This is a genomic window from Neptunomonas concharum, assembly GCF_008630635.1.
Taxonomy (GTDB): domain Bacteria; phylum Pseudomonadota; class Gammaproteobacteria; order Pseudomonadales; family Balneatricaceae; genus Neptunomonas; species Neptunomonas concharum.
Genome location: NZ_CP043869.1, coordinates 664,748 through 681,077, shown reverse-complemented (window position 1 = coordinate 681,077; position 16,330 = coordinate 664,748). Strand labels below are relative to the sequence as shown.

Here is a 16,330-nt window from a genome sequence, read left to right as displayed (position 1 = left end):
TTAGATTGAAAAAGTAGACAGAGTGAATCTACCAAAGAGTGATGACAAACAAATCCCCGACTTTAGTCGGTAAACATTGTCAACATTGTTACATTCTTCAGCGCAAACCTGCGCCACGTATCACTTACAGCCTATTTAAAGAAAACTCCTTAACATACAACAAGCTATACAAAGGTATAACGGAGTAGTGAGTCCCACTCACATTTTCGGTTACACTTAAGGTTCTCGAGCAATTGTTTCAAGGTATGTCGACATGTTAGCGGGCTGGTCCATTATTCTTATCTCCCTATTATATGTAGGCCTGTTATTTGGTATCGCCTACTATGGAGACAAAACGACACGGGGCAAATACTATGCAACAAACCCCATTATTTACTCACTATCCCTTGCTGTTTACTGCTCTTCTTGGACATTTTATGGTGCCGTTGGTAGATCTTCATACTCTGGCTGGGAGTTCGTTGCTACCTATTTAGGCCCTATTCTTGTATTTATTTTTGGCTGGAGGGTTATTGAGAAAATCATTCTTGTCAGCAAGCAGCAAAATATAACAACTATCTCAGACTTTATCTCATCCCGGTACGGAAAAAGCCAAGCGTTGGCTGTGATGGTAACCATTATCGCAGTGCTAGGCACCATCCCGTACATTGCCATGCAGTTGAAAGCCGTTGCCATCAGCTACAACGCTCTGGCACCAGGCACCACAGAAGCATTGAGCAAAGGTAGCGATACGGCACTTTTTGTGGCCATTCTTATGGCTATTTTTGCCATTCTCTTTGGAACACGTCATATCGACGCAACGGAGCACCACGAAGGGCTCGTACTAGCCGTTGCGTTTGAGTCCATTATCAAACTAACCGCCTTCATCGCTGTGGGTATCTTTGTATCTGGGCAAGTGTTTGACGGCTTCTATGACACCTTACTCCATATTCAAGAACAATTGGTAAGCGATAGTAAGTATGAGAGTTTTTTAGGCGGCAGTTTCTTGACAGAGATTCTCTTAGCCTGCGCCGCCGTGTTATGCCTACCTCGACAATTTCATGTCACCATCGTTGAAAACACCAACGTGCGAAACCTTAAAGTTGCCCGCTGGCTATTCCCTATTTACATGACATTACTCAGTCTTTTTGTGTTGCCTATTTCCAGCGCAGGCAACGTCTTCTTTCAAGGCGAGCAGATTGACCCCGATACCTTTGTACTCATGTTACCACTGGAGTCAGGGTACAAAGGGCTAGCAACGTTTGCCTTCATAGGCGGATTATCAGCTGCCACAAGTATGGTTATCGTCGCCAGCATTACGCTATCAACCATGGTATGTAATGATATCGTGATGCCCTTGCTGTTCCGCATTAAGCGGCTTAATTTATCCCAGAGTCACAATTTAGGCTCTCTGTTACTCAAAGTACGCCGCCTTACCATTATTGCTTTATTGCTATTAGCTTATTTCTATTATCGTATTTTTGGCGACCAAGGGCCGCTTTCCTCTTTTGGTTTACTGGCGTTCGTCGCCGCCGCACAATTTCTTCCTGCCATACTCGGAGGTATTTTCTGGAAAAGTGGCTCAAGAAAAGGCGCTCTGACGGGTCTTTGGGCTGGGCTTATACTTTGGGTTTACACTTTGGTCATTCCCACATTTATTGACGCACAAATTATACCCCCACACTTTCTTGAGAATGGGCTGTTTGACTATCAGTTATTGACACCGACCGCTTTGTTTGGCATTTCAGGACTAGATCCCTTAACTCACGGGACGCTCTGGAGTCTTTTCGCTAACCTCCTCCTTTACGTAGGTATCTCGCGCTATAGCTCCCAACGCCTTGTCGATCGAATCCAAGCCAGTGCTTTTGTTGATGTCTACAACAAAGACCTTACAGAGCCATCACGCCAGCTTGGCACTGTGACGGTCGGCGATTTACAAATGCTGACAGAACGCTTCCTTGGGCTCAGTAGGACGCAACATGCTTTCACAGGCTATGCCTTACAAAGAAATGAAGACCCACCACTTTCGGGAGAAAAAGCCTCTGCAGAGTTTATTAGTTTCACAGAGCGTCTTTTGGCAGGCGTTATCGGAGCGTCCTCTGCACGTATTGTCTTAGCATCCACTTTGCGTGGAAAAGAGATGCAAATTGGAGACGTCGTTTCTATCGTTGATGAAGCCTCTCAAGCACTGAGATTCAATCGTTCCTTGTTGCAATCCACCATAGAGAATATCGGGTTAGGTATTAGCGTTGTTGATCAGCAATTACGCCTCGTAGCTTGGAATCGTCCCTATATTGAGATGTTTGGATACCCTGATGGATTAATCTGCATCGGCCGCTCAATCGAAGAGATCTTCCGCTACAACGCCATAAAGGGAGAATATGGTCCGGGTAATATAGATGAGCAAGTCGCTAAGCGTGTTGAAAGCATTAAGTCAGGCCGCCCTCATAGCTATGAGCGTTATCGACCCGACGGAACCGTTTTAGAGGTGCGTGGTAACCCTATGCCCAACGGTGGTTACGTCAACACCTATATGAACATTACTCAGCATAAACAGGTAGAAGAAGCCCTTAGGGAAAGCGAACAAAACATCCGTATCTATACGGACAATGTTCCGGTACTCATTGCCTACTTAGACACTGAGCGCCGTTATCTCTTCGTGAACAAAGCCTACGCTGAAGCCTTTGGCTTTGACCGACAAGCATTAATTGGCATGCCTGCCTATAAGGTAATGAGCGGCGATGAATACGATAAACGCCGAGGCTATATCGAAGAAGCACTGAAGGGTAAGCGGCAGAAATTTGAAACCGACCTACCCTCACAAAAAGAAACTAAACGTTTTGCCGAAGTAACCTACATCCCTCATATTGGTGAGTATGGTGACATTCTCGGCTACTTCACGCTCTATCAAGACATTACAGAGCGCCGCGAAGCAGAAGTCGCGCTTCAGGTCACTAATGAAACACTCGAACAACGCGTGAAAGAACGTACTCACGCGCTATCTGTGGTAAACAAGGAGTTACGTAAAGAAAACACCATTCGTGCCTTAATGGAAGATGAGCTACGTCAGGCGAAAAGTGATGCAGAAGCCGCTAACTTTGGCAAAACTCGCTTTCTGGCAGCAGCCAGCCATGACTTACTCCAACCCTTGAATGCAGCAAGGTTATTTACCTCAGCATTGGCTCAACAAAGTCACAGCTCCCCCAGCACGACACAGCTCGTTGATAACCTTGATGGCTCCCTTAAAGCAGCAGAGGAGCTTATTACAACCATTTTAGACATCTCGAAACTTGATGCTGGCGCGTTAGAGCCCGTCATTAGCCACTTCTCGCTGGATACCCTCTTTAGCAACCTAAGCACCGAATTTCACGCGCTTACCCAAGAAAAAGGCCTCACGTTTAGATTCGTAAATTGCCAGAAGACTGTTATTTCCGATCAGAAATTACTGAGAAGAATATTACAGAACTTCCTTTCCAATGCTGTACGTTACACACAGAGCGGAAAAATACTGCTCGGCTGTCGCCGAAGAAAAGATAAACTTCGCATCGAAGTCTGGGATACCGGTGTAGGCATTCCCAACAGCAAAATCGGCGAGGTCTTTGAAGAATTTAAGCGCATAGACAACCCCAAACACTCCCAAGTCAAGGGGCTCGGATTAGGATTGGCCATCACTGATAGAATAGCACGCATGTTGCACCACCCCCTCAACGTTCAGTCCTGGCCTGGTTCTGGAACCGTATTTAGCGTTGAGGTGCCGCTAGGCGACCCTGCAAAAGCAGTACAGGCGAAACCTGAACAACGCGGCTGGATCCGAAGCAAGGCCCTTAATGGCACCATCGCACTCATTATCGACAACGAGCCTAAAATCCTTGAGGGTATGACAGCCCTTTTACAAGGTTGGGGCTGTAACACATATACAGCACTCTCCATTAATGAAGCGCTAGCACTCTACTCAGATACGACAACCGCCAAGCCTGATATTATTCTGGCAGACTACCACCTAGGAGAGACAGACACCGGCATCATGGCACTTCAAGCCCTATATAGCCTTTGGCAGGAAACCATTCCCGCGTTAGTGATTACAGCAGATAGAACAGACGCCGTAAAAGAGGAGATTGACACCTTTGGTGCCCACCTACTAACAAAACCCATCAAGCCCGCTGCTCTTCGCGCAATGATCAACAAACTATCAAGTAGTCATAAGGATACATAAAAAAAGCGCCAGACTGGCGCTTCTCAAAATATTGGAGGTAGGCTGTTTGCCTTTTAAGACTCCATATCCGTTCTGGCAGGGTCTACGCTCAATCGTTGAGCAGCGATAACTGCCTGTGTACGACTATGAACACCAAGCTTACGTAAAATTGCGGTTACATGAGCTTTAATCGTCGCTTCAGACACATTCAGTTCATAAGCAATTTGTTTGTTCAGCAACCCTTCGGTCAACATCGTAAGAACACGGAACTGCTGCGGCGTAAGGGAGGCAAGTGCTTCTGCAAACTTGCGTTCTTCAACGCTTACATCTTCTGGTTGATCCTCATGAATCTCCTGAGGCAACCACTCCTCACCTTCGAGGACAGCTACAATCGCTTCAGAGATAGTTTCTAATGGAGCCGACTTAGGTATAAAGCCAGAGGCACCAAAATCCATCGCTCGCTTCATTACACTTACTTCTTCGCTACCCGACACCACAACAACAGGTAGACCAGGGTTTTGCCCGCGAAGGAAAATCAGTCCAGTAAATCCATTGGTGCCCGGCATATGAAGGTCTAACAATACAAGATCAGCATCACTATGCTGAACCACCGCTTCTTGAACTGCGGCTAGTGAATCGGCTTCAACAATTTCAACACCTGCGATAGCTTGTGTGACCGCTTGTCTTAGAGCCGCACGAAAGAGTGGATGATCATCTGCAATAATGATTTTACTGGCTAGTTGCATGCTTTATCCTCCGGACGCTGTCGCACCCGTTTCACTGATCTTCATTCTTGAATGCGTAGAATAATACCACCTCTTTAAACGCAAAACTCCCCCTACAGATCAACTGAAGGGGGAGTTTTAGACGAATGTACTGCTTTATCAGCTAAATTTCATTAACCTTTGCGGTTCATTCGGTTTTCGATCAAGTCATCAACTACCGTTGGATCAGCCAAAGTTGATGTATCACCTAGCGCGCTAAAATCATCTTCTGCAATTTTACGCAAGATTCGACGCATAATTTTACCCGAACGCGTCTTTGGCATACCTGGTGAGAATTGAATCAAGTCAGGAGATGCGATGGGGCCAATCTCTTTACGAACATGATTACGCAGCTCTTTCATCAGCTCATCCGACTGCTCAAAACCTGCCTGAAGCGTCACGTAAACGTAAATACCCTGACCCTTGAGGTCATGGGGATAACCAACCACCGCAGCCTCAGCTACAGCTGGATGAGCAACCAATGCTGATTCAACCTCTGCGGTACCCATACGGTGACCAGAGACATTGATAACATCATCCACACGCCCTGTAATCCAGTAATAACCATCTTCATCGCGTCGCGCGCCATCACCTGTGGTGTAAACACCTTTGTAGGTGGTGAAGTAAGTCTGCACGAAGCGATCGTGATCACCCCAAATTGAGCGAGCCTGTGAAGGCCAAGAATCCGTAATAACCAAGTTTCCGTCAGTAGCACCCGACAACTCGTTCCCTTCGGCATCCAACAACGCTGGCTGTACACCAAAGAATGGACGAGAAGCAGAACCAGGCTTAGCTGCTGTCGCACCCGGTAAAGGCACAATCATGACGCCACCTGTTTCCGTCTGCCACCATGTATCAACGATTGGGCACTTCTCTTTACCTACAATACGGTTATACCATTCCCAAGCCTCTGGGTTAATTGGCTCACCCACAGATCCTAAGATGCGCAGTGTAGATAGGTCAGAATCACCTAAGACATCTTCACCCTGCTGCATTAATGCGCGAATAGCAGTCGGTGCCGTATAGAACTGATTAACTTTATGTTTTTCAATGACACGACCAAAGCGGCTGTTATCAGGGTAGCTAGGAACACCCTCAAACATCAACGTAGTTGCGCCATTTGCCAATGGTCCATAGACGATATAGCTATGGCCGGTAACCCAACCTACGTCAGCAGTACACCAGTAAATATCACCTTCTTTATAATCAAACACATACTCATGGGTCATGGATGCATAGACCATGTAACCCCCTGTTGTATGTTTCAGGCCCTTTGGTGCGCCTGTTGATCCAGAGGTGTAAAGAATAAAGAGAGGATCTTCAGCACCCATCTCTTCAGCTGGACAATCAGCAGACGCATTCGCCGTTATCTCTTCGTACCATTTATCACGACCGGCAGTCCACTCGACATCTTGCTCAACGCGGTTGACTACAATCACGGTTTTACAGTGGGCAGCAGCGGCTTCGTGAGTCAAAGCGATATCAACATTCGATTTCAGCGGTACAACTTTACCACCACGCAAAGAGTAGTTAGATGTAACCACAACTTTTGACTGAGCGCCTTCAATACGAGCAGCCAACGCTTCTGGTGAGAAGCCGCCAAATACGATGGAATGTACTGCACCAATGCGAGCACAAGCCAACATGGCTACCGCCGCTTCAGGGATCATTGGGAGGTAAAGCGTGACCACATCACCTTTTTCAACGCCTTCCGCTTTTAACGCATTAGCAAAACGGCAGACACGTTCATGCAAATCTCGGTAAGTGATATTTTCGGATTCGCTTGGATCATCCCCTTCCCAAATAATTGCAACCTGATCACCACGAGTTTCCAAGTGGCGGTCAAGACAGTTGTAAGCAGCATTCAACGTCCCATCTTCGAACCATCTAATATCAACATTATGTGGATCAAAGGAGGTGTTTTTAACTTTCGTGTACGGTTTGAACCAATCGATACGCTTTCCATGCTCACCCCAGAATGCATCAGGGTCGTTCACAGACTGTTCATACATTGCTTCGTATTTTGCACTGTCAATATGTGCCTGTGCCGCCACTTCTGGTCTGACTGGATATACCTTTTCACTCATGGTGATGCCCTTAGCTTGCTTGTTTTAATTATTGAGTCGGCATTTTTGCCTGTTCTTATTATGTTCTTTTCATGCAGACAAAGCCGACTTACAGACTGGTTTTATACCCAACTGAAAGCTCCCCTCTGAATTAGACATTGGTCTATTCGGGCACATCCAATGGTATTACATAAACCATAACTCATTGTTATTTAATGAATTTTTTTAAATATTTCTTAGACTCTCAAGAGCGAAGCAAGCTATCTAGATCGATACCTGCATCTCGTATACGTGCTAGCTTATATCGAAGTGTTCTAGGGCTAATAGCCAACCGCTCTGCCGCCTCTTTCCGGCTTCCCTGCGTCGCTTTCAGTGCTTCTATAATTAACTGAAACTCATGCTGCCTAAGATCGCTACCTAGCTTACCCGCTTCATCTTGCAGCACCTTGTCAGGCGCATCTCCCTGTTCTTCCTGAGAAACCTGACTCATGCTAATAGCACCGCTTATCATATGCAGATCACTTGGGAGTATTAAGCTTCCCGTTTGCAATATCAGTGCTCTCTGCATGACATTATCCAACTCTCGGACATTACCTGGCCAAGCATGCTGTTTAAGTGCTAATTCAGACTCAACACTCAGAGAAACAGGCTGTCGCTTCATTTTTTTACAATACTTATCCAAGATCTGTTTTGCCAGCGGCACGATATCAGCGGGCCTTTCCCTCAAGGGTAGCCATTGCAGCGGGAAGACATTCAAACGATAGTAGAGGTCTTCACGAAACTTACCTTCGGTTACATACACTTCCAACAACCGGTTGGTCGTTGCTAAAACACGTACGTCCAATTTAATGACACTGCGCCCACCGACACGTTCAACTTCCTGTTCTTGCAGCACACGAAGCAACTTTGCCTGAAGACCTAAATCCATCTCTGTCACCTCATCAAGTAACAGAGTGCCGCCATTAGCCTGTTCAAACTTACCCGGTTGGCTGGCTACAGCTCCGGTAAAAGCACCTTTTTCGTGCCCAAATAGCATTGCTTCCAACATATTTTCAGGAATAGCAGCACAATTGATCGCAATAAAAGGTTCGGCTGCCCGGTTGGAATGTTCGTGAATATAACGAGCTAATACCTCTTTACCTGTACCCGACTCCCCCGTAATCAGTACCGTTGAGTCGGTTGTAGCAACACGCCGAGCTAGCTGCAACAATTGCTTACTCGTTGGTTCTTCTGCGATCGGCTCGCTGGTGCTGTTACCACTGCCAAAAGCAAACTGCTGAACAGCACTGATGAGTGTATCGGCATCGAAAGGCTTTAATAAATAATCCACAGCGCCATGACGAATAGCATCGACCGCTTTATCGACTTGCCCATAGGCGGTAATCAGTAAAAAAGGGATGGCTGGGAATTGTTCGCGAACGTATTCCAGGAGGGCATGTCCATCCATCCCTGGCATGTTGACATCTGAAATCACCATATCGATCACACTTTCTTTTAGGCGCACGACAGCGGCTTCTCCATCCTCCGCTTCGATAGTGCTGATACCTGCAAGCTCCAGTGTATCAACCAGCGCTTCTCTAAGATCCAGATCATCTTCAACAACCAGTACCGTGACCGACATTTAATTACCCTGTTCCATTTTTATATAAGGCAGATATAACTGAGCTGCAGTACCTTGCCCCGGCTCAGACTTAATATCAAAACGCCCACGATGGGCTTTGGCCACCACTTGGGCTACCGCCAACCCAAGCCCTGTACCATGGGACTTAGTGGTAAAAAAAGGCTGCATCGCTTGCCGTATTAGCTCAACGTCCATTCCAGGGCCTTGATCAACCACTTGGAGCAGCAGATTATCGCCAACAACTGAGATATGTATTTTGATTGTCTTTTGCTTTCCTGATGCCTGAAGCCCGTTATTCACTAAATTTAGAATAGCACCGATCAGAACTTCCTGATTACATTGCAGCTGATATCCCGGTGCCTCATTGACCAAATCACAGTCCGCATCAAACTGAGCAAGCGGAACATCCAAGGCATCATCAATAGCTTGTAGCAGCGCATCTGTAGTCACGTACTCCTCTAGCTTAGTTTCGCCACGCGCAAACACCAACATGTCGCTTACTTGCTGTTCTAAATGCGTCAATCTGGACTTAACTTTCGCTGCAAACTTCATACGCTGAGCTTCAGTAATAGAGTTAGCGGTAAGGTGGCTTGTATACAACATAGCCGCAGATAATGGGGTACGGATTTGATGAGCCAATGAAGCCATCATTCTTCCCATTTCAGAGAGGCGTTGATACTGGGATAAGCGGGCTTGAAGCAAGCGTGTTTCTGTTTGATCCGTAAGAAGAACTAGCTGCCCAGGTTCATCTGCCATCGCTTTTGTCAAAATACTGACGCGTCGGCCATCTTTCAGCGAAATTTCGTGACCATCATCACTTTTAGGAGCAAAGCTTCGTTGAATGACTTGCATCCATAACTCCCCCATCAGCGGCGTTCCTAGTAGCCCTTCTGCAGCAGGGTTACACAACGATATTCTGCCGTGGTTATCAATCAACACCACACCGGCCGGAATTAAGTCCAGTAGCTGCCGCATCCTTACCGCCAACAAATCACCATGCGCCATCTCTCGATCCCGGTCCTTACCGGCATGATCCAATTGCCTGCGAGTCTCTTCAAGCGCTTGTTGCGTCTCTTTCAGTTGCTGCTTTAGGATATCTATCTCTGTCATCAGTCAGCCTGTCTCTGAATACCATACTTACGCATCTTTTCTACAAGCGTTGTTCGGCGTATCGTTAGTAGCTCTGCTGCCCTAGCCACCACGTAACCGGTGCGCTCTAGAGAAGATACAATCAATGAACGCTCCAAACTTTCCAGATGCTGCTTCAGATCAATTCCCGACTCTGGCAGTGCTGTCACTGTATTATGTATTTTCCCCGTTGCGGAGTTCTCTGGCTCATCTACTAAGCGATCTAAAAGAATATCCGAATCTAATGTAAAACTTCCCTGACTTTGGTAACGACTAGGTTCAGGCTCGGCGATATGACGACACTTCTCGGGGAGTTCTGATACACCAATCACACCATCAGGATGCATAATCGCCAACCGCTCAACAAGATTTGCAAGCTCTCTGACATTTCCCGGCCACGGATGCTGTTGTAACGAATCTAATGCCGATGCATGAAACCGTAAGCGACCCAAACCATTATTTTCTGCCTGCTGAGCCAATGCATGCAATAACATAGTGATATCATCTCGCCGTTCTCGTAGCGGGGGAGTCTCTATCGGATAAACGTTTAAGCGATAATAGAGATCTTCCCTAAAATCACCCGTTTCAATCATCGCCTCTAAGTTTTTATGGGTAGCCGCAATAATACGAACATTTACATCAATAGTTTTTGTACCACCCACGCGCTCAAAACAGCGTTCTTGCAACACACGTAATAGCTTAACCTGCATCGCCAGCGGCATATCACCGATTTCATCAAGAAACAAAGTGCCACCATCAGCCATCTCAAATCGACCAATGCGCGCACTAACCGCCCCGGTGAAGGCACCTTTTTCATGGCCAAACAACTCACTTTCCAGAAGCTCCGGCGGTATAGCGCCACAATTAACCGGAACAAAAGGAGCGGTAGCACGTTTTGACAAATCATGAAGACTACGCGCCACGAGTTCTTTACCGGTACCTGACTCTCCCGTAATCAGTACATTCACATCCCGATCAACCACTCGAGCCATAACTTTTTTGAGTTGACTCATGGCTGGGCTTTGCCCGATTAGCAACGGAAAACGAATACCTGTTGGCAAGATATCCTTGCCTTTACCCTGTAAAACCTGGGCCTCATGAAGTAAGTCTGTAAGCGTACTCTCCGTCAACGGTGTATCCAGTACACGTACTAACTGCGTTTTGGACAATTCACTTAACTGCTCTACTTCTTCCCACTTCTCAAGCAGACATAGAGGCGTGCATTGCATATCGTTACGAAACGACGCCATCAGTTTTTCCAGAGAAACTGGCAACGAGCAGCAACCAATCAGTGCTATTTCAGGAAAACGTTCAGCCGGCTGTTGGAACCAATCAACGAACGTAAGAATACGATGGGGAACATCCAGAAAAGTAAAAACGGTACTTAACGCTTCGCGACGTTGATCATTGTCATCGACTAAGAGAACCATCAAGTTGTTAGGTATTTGCATAGGTCAAAAAACAAGTCATTTTTTTGACATACTAGCAGAGAGGGAAGAATAAACAATGAATACAGATCAAACAGTGCCAATTAATTGGCTTTATAAAAATAAGAAGGAGGGAAAAGCATCTCCCTCCTGCACTGGCACTAACTATTTGTTTCCATTGCGGACCAACCTGACTTGACCTCCAATAACAAATTCATCACTTCTTGAACTTTTTCTTGGTCGTTATTGCGGTTTGCCTGAATCAGTGTGCGTACCATATAGTCATATAGTGCATCTAAGTTGCTGGCAATCTCTCCGCCTTTCTCATGATCTAAGAAATCTTTTAAGCCCAGAATAATATCATTGGCTTTGTTCAACTGAAGGGTGCGCTCACCAATATCTTTTCGCTCAATGGCGCCTTTAGATTTTGCTAAGGCCGTTAACGCACCATCCAATAGCATACCAATCAGTTCTTTAGGAGACGCCATCTCCACAGAGGCTCTCAGGTCTACACTTTTATACTGCTTTAAAGCACTTAGGTTAACGCTCATTTCTTCTATTACTCCAAAAAGCGAGACTCAAATGGATACTTAATTGTTGGACGCTGTAAACGGTAAGCGATCGAGAATACCGTTTAGTGAGTCACCCGTCTGCTGTAAACTGGCAATGATTCGCTCCATGGCCAGATACTGTTCAGTAAGACGAGACTCATAGATTGTCATTTTACGATCAAGGTTCTCTTGATCATCAACAATACCATCCAATTGCTTGTTTATATTTTCTTCGCGGGTATTAATAATGCCAGAACCAGATAAAAAGCTATCAATCAAACTGGTTAACTCACCCGCCAAACCACGAGAATAAGTGATACTAAAGGCGCCAGAAGCACCCTCTTTTACTGTCAAATTCAAGCCGTAGGGGTCTGAATCAATTTTCGGTAGGAGCACATTGCCTGACCCAAACGCAGCTTCACCATTAATCGTACCTGCCACATCGACACCACTGGTTGAAGCCGATGCGGTAGATAAACCGGTTTGAGTTGCAAAATCAGTGCCCGTAGCATCAAAGCTGACCTTAGACGCAGAGCCATACTCCCTAGAAACCAGCTGTAACTCGCCACCGGGAGCAACAATCACATCTACAAAGGCTTTTGCTTCTTTTAATGTATCATCATTATTAATAAGCGATTGTAATTCCGCTCTCAGACTTTCAGCGGTTGTAAAATCACCTGATAAGGTTAAGGATGATGAGGTCGTACCATCAACGGTCACACTAAAAGAAAAGTCACCAGCTGGCGTATCAGCGGTGTTGAACGCAGCAAAAGCAGCATCCCCGATCACTGAGCCCTTACTCGGCGCCGTGCTGATACTACCGCTGTAAGTGCCGGGCACTGTTTTGGAAGCGTAACTACCAATGGATACATCAACACTACTTGAAGTCGATGACGTCTGCGGTGCGAAAAGCGACGCTACTTGCTCAAAATTATCTTTAATAGCCGCACTAAAATCTTTATCAACAATCTCAAGCGTGCCATCTAGCTTAGTGCGAATGCCCACATTGGTTAACGCATTAAAGTCACTGACGCCAGGCACCGCAGCTGTAATGACCGAACGAATACGGGCAATCAAACTTTTGGCCGTGCCGTCGGTTGCCAAATCACCACGAGTGGTTTGGTTCGTTTCAGCATCTTTCGATACGCCGGTAAGCGACTTAGCTGTCTCAAAAAAAGTGTTGTAAGCTTCTATAAAATCACGAATCGCTTGCTCACCGGTGTTTTTATCCTCAGACACCGTAAAGGTAAACTTCTCACCCGGGCTCGCTTTATTAAGCGTAAACTCAAGCCCCGTAATCACATCATCAATATTATTGGTTTCACGATAAACCGTTAAACCATTGAGTTGTACTTTGGCGTCTTTACCTTGTTGAGTTTCAGTCACATTAGCGTAATTAGCCGCATTAAATGCGAAAACATCTAAACTTGGATCATCGCCACTGACTTCCAGCGCATTATGAGCACCCGATGGTGCGGACATCATCAGCTGATAACTGCCATCCACCAGCAATACCGACGCTTGCACATCAGAATCCTGCTCATTGATTTTATCGGCAATATCCTGAAGCGAATCTTCCGCTAATACCTCAATGCTCAATGAAGTCTGTTTTTCGTTTTCAGCAAAGGAAACAGGATTATCGCTAACATCATAGGTCCACGTTCCCAAACGGATCGTCAGGTTTCCCGTAGCGCCTATACCGGAATCCTTATCGCTGTAAGTGGTATTTGATGCCAATGAGTGCGCTTGTGCGACACTTTCCACTTCAATCTGATAGGTACCCGTTTGAGCATCCGCAGCCAAGCTGCTAGGCGTAATGACATCCGTTTCGGGGAAGGACACTGAACGTGAATTAAAGGTGTCATTGTTGGCAAGAGGAGCCAGTATATTTTTGAACTCCGAAAGGCTGCTCTTTAACGTGCCATAAGCAGATATTTGAGCATCTAGTTGCTCTTTCTTAGAGTCTAATCGCTGTTGCTGGGGCGCTTTCTCAAGCGAGACCAGATCTTTTACTAGCTTTGTGGTATCGATACCCGAACCACCTCCTAGTGCGGAAACGATATTGGTATCCATAACCCCTCCCTCATGCTCGTTGATACGCTGTTAACTATAGATGTAGTTTACACCGATTTAAGCACGATCATTAAATATTAAACCCAGCATACCTTCTATGTGCTTCGTCAGTTTTAGTGTTTCTTCTGAAGGAAACTGCCGAATCACTTCCTGAGTTTGCTTGTCCATAACTTTGACGACGACATTATCGGTATCTTTATCGACAGAAAAATTCAGATTACGCTGCCCGTTCTGCATAAACTCATTAAGTTTATCTACAACAGCCTGAACTTCCTCAACCGACATCTCTTGGTTTTGCTTCACCTGCTCTACTGCTTGAATAGCCTGTTTTTGCTGTTCTGCTGCATCAGGTTTAGCTTGCTGTGTCTGCTGCGATGCCGTTGTTTGTACTGCCGCAGCAACATTGTTTGCATTCATTGATTCTACTGACATGTGACACCCCCTTAACCAAAAATCCCCCACCAGCGGTGGTGAGGGATTTTAACTGGTATGCTTAGCTCCCGGTTAAACTTACTGGAGCAGTGACAGAACCTGCTGAGGTGCCGCGTTAGCCTGGGCCAACATTGCAGTACCTGCCTGCTGTAGCACCTGTGCACGAGACAGTGCAGCAGATTCAGCAGCGAAGTCAGCATCTTCGATTCGTGAACGAGCTGCTGCTACGTTTTCAGATACGTTGGACAGGTTGTTCACTGTGAAGTCCAAACGGTTACTGACCGCACCCAAGTCACCACGAGTAGAGTTGATCTGCTCTAGCGCGTTGTCGATGATACCAATCGCTTTCTGAGCACCCGCAGCTGTTGAGATATCCAAGCTGCTGATAGCCGCACCGAATGAACCACCGCCAGCAGAGTTAGCATCTAATAAACCAGACTTGGCTTCAGCTGCAGCATTTTTATGGTCAACACTGATCGGGTTGCCATTATCAGAAGACAGTTTAATACCGCCCGCTGCATCAGCAACGGTTACACCACCACCCAAGATTGCAGTCAGGGCTGCACCATTATCAGCTGTACCAGAAGCATCACCAAACGCGATCTGAGATACATCTCCTTCTAGTAAAAGGTTCTGACCTGACAATGTAGCCGTTACACCAGTAGAGTCTTTCACACCATTAATAGCTGTGACTAACGCGTCCAGATCTGCGCCGGATGTGATAACTTCACCATTGATTGTAAAGTCGCCAGCAGCCCATGCACCTGTTGCAGTAGACGTATCAATCTCTACCCCAGAGAACACACTTGCAGTTACGCCTGTCTCATCACTGATATCATTGATAGCAGCAACCTTATCGATCAAACCACCGGTTTCACTGACACCAACGTCTACACCGTTAATCTTCAGATCACCTACTGCAAAGGCATTAGCGTCCACAGCTTCGCCTTCAATAACACCCGCTTCGTTACTTTCACGGAAACCGAAAGACTCTAAGTCAGACAGAGTGCCGGTTGTTCCTCGCTCAATAGTGACTTCAGCACCATCATCAGAGGACAGAGCAATCGATGCTGTCGTTGCTGCCAACGTACCACCTGCACCATTAGGACCAGAACCACCATCAGTAAATGTTAAACTTTCAACATTCTCTGCTGTGATGGTTAGTTTTCCATCATCACCTACAGAAGCTGATATTAATCCACCACCTTCAGCGTTCAGCTTATCAACAAGCTGATCCATATTTTCGGTATCAGTTACCTCAACAGAGGTAGTAGTGCCATCCAACTTCTTAACATCTACTTTGAATGTTTCACCTTCAGCCAAGATACCATCACCAACATCTGTTGATGTAGCGCTTGCAATAGTGCTTGCAGTAACACCGTTCACATTGGTATTAATTTTATCGATCAACTCATCCATATCATCTGTACCACCGGTCCAGGTTTCACCGACGGCCATAATGGATTGTCCGTTAATCATAATATCGTTGTTGTTGATCGCTGTAGTATCTGCAACCAAGCTATTCTCGCCACCAACGATATCTACACTAGTAGAACCTAAGCCTAACGTTCTTGAATCCATAGCCTGGATAGATAGTTCAATGGTCTGATTGGCTTCAGAACCAACCTGTAGGTCCACTTTACCCAAGGAACCATCAAGGATATTCAGACCGTTAAATGAGGTAGTTTCTGCGATACGGTCCAGCTCAGATACCAGCTGCTTAACCTCGGCATTCAATGTGCCACGGTTGCCAGAGTCGTAAGTACCGTTGGCAGACTGAATAGACAGTTCACGCATACGTTGCAGGATGTTAGTAGACTCATCCAGTGCACCTTCTGCAGTTTGAATCAGGGAAGCACCATCGTTTGCGTTACGAATCGCTTGGTTCAAACCACGAACCTGAGATGTCATACGGTTAGAGATGGACAGACCTGCTGCGTCATCTGCCGCAGAGTTGATACGCTTACCACTTGTCAAACGCTCCATCGAGGTGTTCAGTTCGTTCTGAGACAGAGTCAGATTACGCTGAGCGTTTAGGGACATAATGTTTGAGTTAATTACCATTGCCATGAGATTTCTCCTCATATCAACCAGGTCTGA

10 protein-coding genes are annotated in these 16,330 nt (G+C 46.2%); 1 reads left to right on the top strand and 9 read right to left on the bottom strand.

Going from position 1 to position 16,330, the window contains the following annotated elements; translation table 11 throughout:
- Positions 1-253: 253 nt before the first annotated feature.
- A complete protein-coding gene (locus F0U83_RS03220; RefSeq protein WP_138986498.1) occupies positions 254-4,189 on the top strand; it encodes a hybrid sensor histidine kinase/response regulator in 3,936 nt (1,311 codons plus the stop codon).
- A 53-nt stretch (positions 4,190-4,242) separates the two neighbouring features.
- On the opposite strand, the gene F0U83_RS03215 is transcribed toward F0U83_RS03220, so the two are convergent.
- The 9 genes from F0U83_RS03215 to F0U83_RS03175 all read right to left on the bottom strand — a co-directional run bounded on the left by F0U83_RS03215 (position 4,243) and on the right by F0U83_RS03175 (position 16,300).
- On the bottom strand, positions 4,243-4,914 hold the full coding sequence (locus F0U83_RS03215) for a response regulator transcription factor (protein WP_138986497.1): 672 nt from the start codon (positions 4,912-4,914) through the stop codon (positions 4,243-4,245).
- Positions 4,915-5,066: 152 nt separating this feature from the next.
- A complete protein-coding gene (gene acs, locus F0U83_RS03210; RefSeq protein WP_138986496.1) occupies positions 5,067-7,019 on the bottom strand; it encodes an acetate--CoA ligase in 1,953 nt (650 codons plus the stop codon).
- A 223-nt stretch (positions 7,020-7,242) separates the two neighbouring features.
- Positions 7,243-8,619, bottom strand: coding sequence for a sigma-54-dependent transcriptional regulator (locus tag F0U83_RS03205; RefSeq protein ID WP_138986495.1), 1,377 nt, complete (start codon positions 8,617-8,619; stop codon positions 7,243-7,245).
- Positions 8,620-9,729 (bottom strand): sensor histidine kinase, encoded by a 1,110-nt coding sequence (locus F0U83_RS03200; RefSeq protein WP_138986494.1) that lies wholly within the window; start codon positions 9,727-9,729, stop codon positions 8,620-8,622.
- Positions 9,729-11,198 carry a sigma-54 dependent transcriptional regulator gene (locus tag F0U83_RS03195; protein ID WP_138986493.1) on the bottom strand — a complete coding sequence of 490 codons (1,470 nt, stop codon included), beginning with the start codon at positions 11,196-11,198 and terminating at the stop codon, positions 9,729-9,731. Before F0U83_RS03195 ends, F0U83_RS03200 begins: the two co-directional genes overlap by 1 nt.
- Before the next feature lie 137 nt (positions 11,199-11,335).
- Entirely contained in the window at positions 11,336-11,725 is a 390-nt protein-coding gene (gene fliS, locus F0U83_RS03190) for a flagellar export chaperone FliS (RefSeq protein ID WP_138986492.1), read from the bottom strand.
- 39 nt (positions 11,726-11,764) lie between these two features.
- Complete coding sequence (fliD, locus tag F0U83_RS03185) at positions 11,765-13,798, bottom strand: flagellar filament capping protein FliD (protein ID WP_138986491.1); 2,034 nt, start codon at positions 13,796-13,798, stop codon at positions 11,765-11,767.
- 57 nt (positions 13,799-13,855) lie between these two features.
- Positions 13,856-14,230 (bottom strand): flagellar protein FlaG, encoded by a 375-nt coding sequence (locus F0U83_RS03180; protein ID WP_138986490.1) that lies wholly within the window; start codon positions 14,228-14,230, stop codon positions 13,856-13,858.
- 78 nt (positions 14,231-14,308) lie between these two features.
- Positions 14,309-16,300 carry a flagellin N-terminal helical domain-containing protein gene (locus F0U83_RS03175; RefSeq protein WP_138986489.1) on the bottom strand — a complete coding sequence of 664 codons (1,992 nt, stop codon included), beginning with the start codon at positions 16,298-16,300 and terminating at the stop codon, positions 14,309-14,311.
- Positions 16,301-16,330: the final 30 nt, after the last annotated feature.

Excerpts from the sequence above, each read along its gene's own strand:
- F0U83_RS03220 (WP_138986498.1), top strand. The coding sequence starts at position 254 with ATGTTAGCGGGCTGGTCCATTATTCTTATCTCCCTATTATATGTAGGC.
- F0U83_RS03215 (WP_138986497.1), bottom strand. The coding sequence starts at position 4,914 with ATGCAACTAGCCAGTAAAATCATTATTGCAGATGATCATCCACTCTTT.
- acs (WP_138986496.1), bottom strand. The coding sequence starts at position 7,019 with ATGAGTGAAAAGGTATATCCAGTCAGACCAGAAGTGGCGGCACAGGCA.
- F0U83_RS03205 (WP_138986495.1), bottom strand. The coding sequence starts at position 8,619 with ATGTCGGTCACGGTACTGGTTGTTGAAGATGATCTGGATCTTAGAGAA.
- F0U83_RS03200 (WP_138986494.1), bottom strand. The coding sequence starts at position 9,729 with ATGACAGAGATAGATATCCTAAAGCAGCAACTGAAAGAGACGCAACAA.
- F0U83_RS03195 (WP_138986493.1), bottom strand. The coding sequence starts at position 11,198 with ATGCAAATACCTAACAACTTGATGGTTCTCTTAGTCGATGACAATGAT.
- fliS (WP_138986492.1), bottom strand. The coding sequence starts at position 11,725 with ATGAGCGTTAACCTAAGTGCTTTAAAGCAGTATAAAAGTGTAGACCTG.
- fliD (WP_138986491.1), bottom strand. The coding sequence starts at position 13,798 with ATGGATACCAATATCGTTTCCGCACTAGGAGGTGGTTCGGGTATCGAT.
- F0U83_RS03180 (WP_138986490.1), bottom strand. The coding sequence starts at position 14,230 with ATGTCAGTAGAATCAATGAATGCAAACAATGTTGCTGCGGCAGTACAA.
- F0U83_RS03175 (WP_138986489.1), bottom strand. The coding sequence starts at position 16,300 with ATGGCAATGGTAATTAACTCAAACATTATGTCCCTAAACGCTCAGCGT.